Source organism: Brevundimonas sp. CURTG3B2_SDJG (genome assembly GCF_057364705.1).
Window position 1 is genome coordinate 1 of sequence record NZ_JBNFOJ010000243.1, and the last position, 4109, is coordinate 4109.

At 69.7% G+C, this 4109-nt stretch carries 2 protein-coding genes and 2 pseudogenes; 2 read left to right on the forward strand and 2 right to left on the reverse strand.

What is annotated here, in order from left to right:
• Positions 1–288, forward strand: a pseudogene (locus AC2W7C_RS14170) (pectate lyase); the annotation flags it as partial.
• Between the two features lie 1046 nt (positions 289–1334).
• Here AC2W7C_RS14170 and kduD read toward each other — a convergent pair.
• Positions 1335–2091: pseudogene (gene kduD, locus AC2W7C_RS14175) on the reverse strand (2-dehydro-3-deoxy-D-gluconate 5-dehydrogenase KduD).
• Positions 2088–2921: a 5-dehydro-4-deoxy-D-glucuronate isomerase gene (gene kduI, locus AC2W7C_RS14180; RefSeq protein WP_486002012.1), complete on the reverse strand. Its 834-nt coding sequence runs from the start codon at positions 2919–2921 to the stop codon at positions 2088–2090. Before kduI ends, kduD begins: the two are co-directional and overlap by 4 nt.
• A 228-nt stretch (positions 2922–3149) precedes the next feature.
• On the opposite strand from kduI, the gene AC2W7C_RS14185 reads away from it, so the two are divergent.
• On the forward strand, positions 3150–4109 hold a 960-nt coding region (locus AC2W7C_RS14185; RefSeq protein WP_486002013.1), incomplete at its 3' end, for a glycosyltransferase.

Consider the following 4109-nt stretch of genomic DNA (forward strand, 5'->3'; position numbering starts at 1 on the left):
GCCGTGCTGTCGGGCGCGGCGCGGGCCGGGACCCGTGACGCCATCGACGCGCGGGTGATCGAGGGCGTGAGGACGCGCACCGGCCGCATCATCGACAGCCAGGCCCAGGTCGGTGGCTGGCCGGCGCTGGACGCTGGAACGCCGTGGATCGACGGCGACGGCGACGGCATGCCCGACGACTGGGAGGAGGCGAACGGCCTGGATCCTGGCGACGGGGCGGACGGCCCGGCGGATCGGAACGGGGACGGCTTCACCAATCTGGAGGACTGGCTGAACAGCCTGGCGTGACCACCCCGCTCCACTTTCGTCATCCCAGCGAAGACGCCTCACCTCCCCATCGCCCCTTCAAGGCGATGGGGAGGACAGACGGCGAAGCCGTCAGGAGGGGGCGACGCCGGCGGCGGCCCATCTGAGCTCCGATCCCATCCGCTGGCGTCGCCCCCTCTTGGTCGTCGCTGAACGCGCCGACCTGTCCTCCCCATTCGCTTGGCTGCGAATGGAGAGGTGAACGTGGTGCTCGACCGTCGGTCATCGGCGGATTCCCAGCGAATCCGAGCGCGCCAAGCTTCTGGAATCTCGCGGCTTTCCTTGTGCCTCAGCGTCCTGAACCCGCCTGGGTTTCGACCCGTCCTATACTTTTGCCCATCCCGTCGCGAGGGGAGGGCGTCTGGCGCCAGGGCCATCGCGTGCGGCGGGGTGCGATCGAGCGGGAAACCGCATCCTGTGATCGCGACCCGGACCCTGTGGCGGCGAGGACCTGCTGCAGCGGACAATCGGGCGCGTGGGGGCGCGGGACTGTCCGGGGGGTAGGAAACTCCGGAGCCCGGAAGGCCTGGCCGCCTTCCGCCCGTCGTGGGCAAAGGACGGAAAGGGCTTAAGCGGCGACAAGGTCGGGGTGGGAAAACGCCACAAGCCCCGCAGGCTGCAGGAAGCCCGCCCCCGTCCGCTCGCGCGAACCGGTCGCGGCGGAGCATGGACGACGGCCGAAAATCTCTCCGGTCCCCGCAACGCGAAAGCAGGGGACCACATACGGTCCGGCCACGCCCGCGCTCCGCTCCTCCCCACCCTCGCCCGGGTCCCCCGGCGAGCGCGAACCCGCATGCGTTCAGGTCTTTGACAATCCAGTCGCGATCCCGCCGCCGAGGCCGATCGACGTTCGGAGATTCTGACGCTCTGAAATCGTCATTCCGGGGCTGAGCGCAGCGAAAGAACCCGGAACCCAGGACCGCGGTCGCGCTGCTGACCCGGATCGACGCCGGATCCGAACCTCCTGGGCTCCGGGTTGTCCTGCGGACGCCCTGGAATGACAGGTGAGAGTGAATCTCGATCGGCCCCTACCGCGCCAGCCAACCCCCATCCACCGCCAGCACCGTGCCATGGACATAGGCCGCGGCGTCCGACGCCAGGAAGACCGCCGCGCCCTTCAGGTCCGACGGGTCACCCCAGCGGCCCGCCGGGGATGCGGGCCAGGATATCGCGGCTGCGGGTCTCGTCGGCCCTGAGGGCCTCGGTGTTGTTGGTGGCGAAATAGCCCGGCGCGATGCCGTTGACGTTTATGCCCTTCGACGCCCACTCGCAGGCCAGCAGGCGCGTCAGCCCCGCCAGGCCGCTCTTGGAGGCCGTGTAGGACGGCACGCGGATGCCGCCCTGGAAGCTCAGCATCGAGCAGATGTTGATGATCTTGCCGCCCCGCCCGGCCTCCACCCAGGTCCGGGCCACGGCCTGGCTCAGGAAGAAGGCCGACTTCAGATTGGTGTCGATCACCGCGTCCCAGTCTTCCTCGGTGAAGTCCAGGCTGTCGGCGCGGCGGATGATCCCGGCGTTGTTCACCAGGATGTCGATCTCGCCCATGGCGTCCACGGCCTGGGCGACCACGTCGGCGATCGGCGCGGTCGAGGACAGGTCGGCGGGGATGGCGTGAAGCGCCGCCCCGGTCCGGGCGACCAGCTCCGCCGTCTCGGTCGGCGCCGAGCGGCCGACGGCGACGATGTCGGCGCCCGCTTCCGCCAGGCCCACCGCGATCGCCTGCCCCAGGCCGGTGTTGGCGCCGGTGACCAGAGCCGTCCGGCCGGAAAGGTCGAAGCCGCTCATTTCAGCTGGCAGATGTCGAGGACGGTCATGTCGGTGTAGTCCAGGTTCTCGCCGCCCATGGCCCAGATGAAGGTGTAGTTGGACGTGCCCGAGCCCATGTGGATCGACCACGGCGGCGACACCACCGCCTCGCCGTCGGCCACCACGATGTGCCGCTGGGCATCCGGCTCGCCCATGAAGTGGAAGACCCGGTCGGTCTCGCCCAGGCCGAAGTAGAAATAGACCTCGCTGCGGCGGTCGTGCAGGTGCGGCGGCATGGTGTTCCAGACGCTGCCCGTCTTCAGGATCGTCAGGCCCAGCAGCAGTTGGCAGGACTGGCAGGTGGCGGGGACGATGTACTGGTAGATGGTCCGCTCGTTGGACGTCTCCAGCGCGCCGCGCTCCAGCGGCACGGCTTGGGCCAGCGAGATGTGCTTGGTCTCGTAGCGGACGTGGGCCGGCGTCGAGGCCAGGTAGAAGCGGGTGTCGCCGGCGAAGGTCACGTCCTTGGATCCCATGGCGATGTAGAGGCCGTCGTTGGCTTCCAGCACATAGGCCTGACCGTCGACCGTGACCGTGCCGGCCGTCCCGCCGACGTTGACCACGCCCAGTTCGCGGCGTTCCAGGAACGGGCGCCCCGCCGCCGAGACCGGCTCGGTCTGGTCGGGCAGGCGCACGGTCGCCGCGCCCGGCGCGACGCCGCCGATCACGAAGCGTTCGTAGTGGGTGTAGTTCAGGCGGATCTCGCCCGCCGCGAACAGGCCGTCGATCAGGTAGCGCTCGCGCAGCTGGTCGTTGGTGACCCCGTCCATCATGTCCGGATGGGTGGCGTGATAGGTCTTGCAGTACATGAAGGTCACCTTGTCCGGGCTCGGCCGCGCCGTCTAGGTAACCGGTGTCATTATCCGGAGCAAGTCGCCCGCCGACGGGCAGGATCGCTTTCGTTTCGAGGGGGCGCGCGGGAGCTTCGGCCTCCCGGGCATGTCGGAGGTGGGCACGAAACAGTTTCGTTCAAGAATTGCCCGACGGCTTTTTATGCGCAGAGTGCCGGACCCTCAGCGGAAGAGGGGAAATCACGCATGCGCATCCTGTTGTCGACTTATGGCTCCCGCGGCGACGTCGAGCCGCTGATCGCTCTGGCCGTGGCGCTGAAGGCGCTCGGCGCCGAGGCGGTGGTGTCCGCTCCGGCGGACCTGGAGTTTCTCAAGCTGGCGGACCGCGCGGGCGTCGAGTTGGCGCCGGCCTTCTCGCCGGTGCGCGAATGGATCGAGGCGGCGAAGCGCGCCCCCCGGAGCATTCCCGAGTACGGCGCGATCATGATCGGGGCCCAGTACGAGGCGATCGACGCGGCGGCGACGGGCTGCGACGCCGTCGTGGCCACGGGCCTGATGCCGTCCGTCGCCGCGGCCCAGTGCGTGGCCGAGATGCGCGGCCTCGCCTACGCCCACGTCACCTTCTGCCCGCTCTTCCTTCCGTCGCACCATCACCGGCCCTTCGAATATCCGGGCCGCCCGCATCCGCCGGAGGTGACCGACGCCCGAGCGCTCTGGGCGTTGAACGTCGAGGCGATGAACGACCTCTTCGGCGGGACGATCAACACCCAGCGAGCCTCGCTCGGCCTTTCAACCCTCGGCAACGTCCGCGACCACGTCTTCACCGACCACCCGTTCCTGGCTTCGGACCCGGTCCTGTGGCCCTGGCTGCCGACCGACCTTTGCCGTCCGGTGCAGACGGGCGCCTGGATCCTGCCGGACGACCGTCCCCTGCCCGCCGACCTCGAGGCCTTCCTCGCCGCCGGTCCGCCGCCCGTCTACGTCGGCTTCGGCAGCATCGCCCTGCAGACGACCAAGGACGCGGGTCGGACCGCCATCCAGGCCATCCGCGCCCAGGGCCGCCGCGCCGTCGTCGCCCGGGGTTGGGCCGAGAACGCGCTGCTGGACGACGGCGCCGACTGCTTCCTGGTCGGCGAGGTCAACCAGCAGGCCCTGTTCCGGCGCGTCGCGGCCGTCGTGCACCACGGTGGCGCGGGGCACCACGAC

Bases quoted from the DNA above. Each gene is read 5' to 3' on its own strand.
- kduI (WP_486002012.1), bottom strand. From the start codon at position 2,921: ATGTACTGCAAGACCTATCACGCCACCCATCCGGACATGATGGACGGG.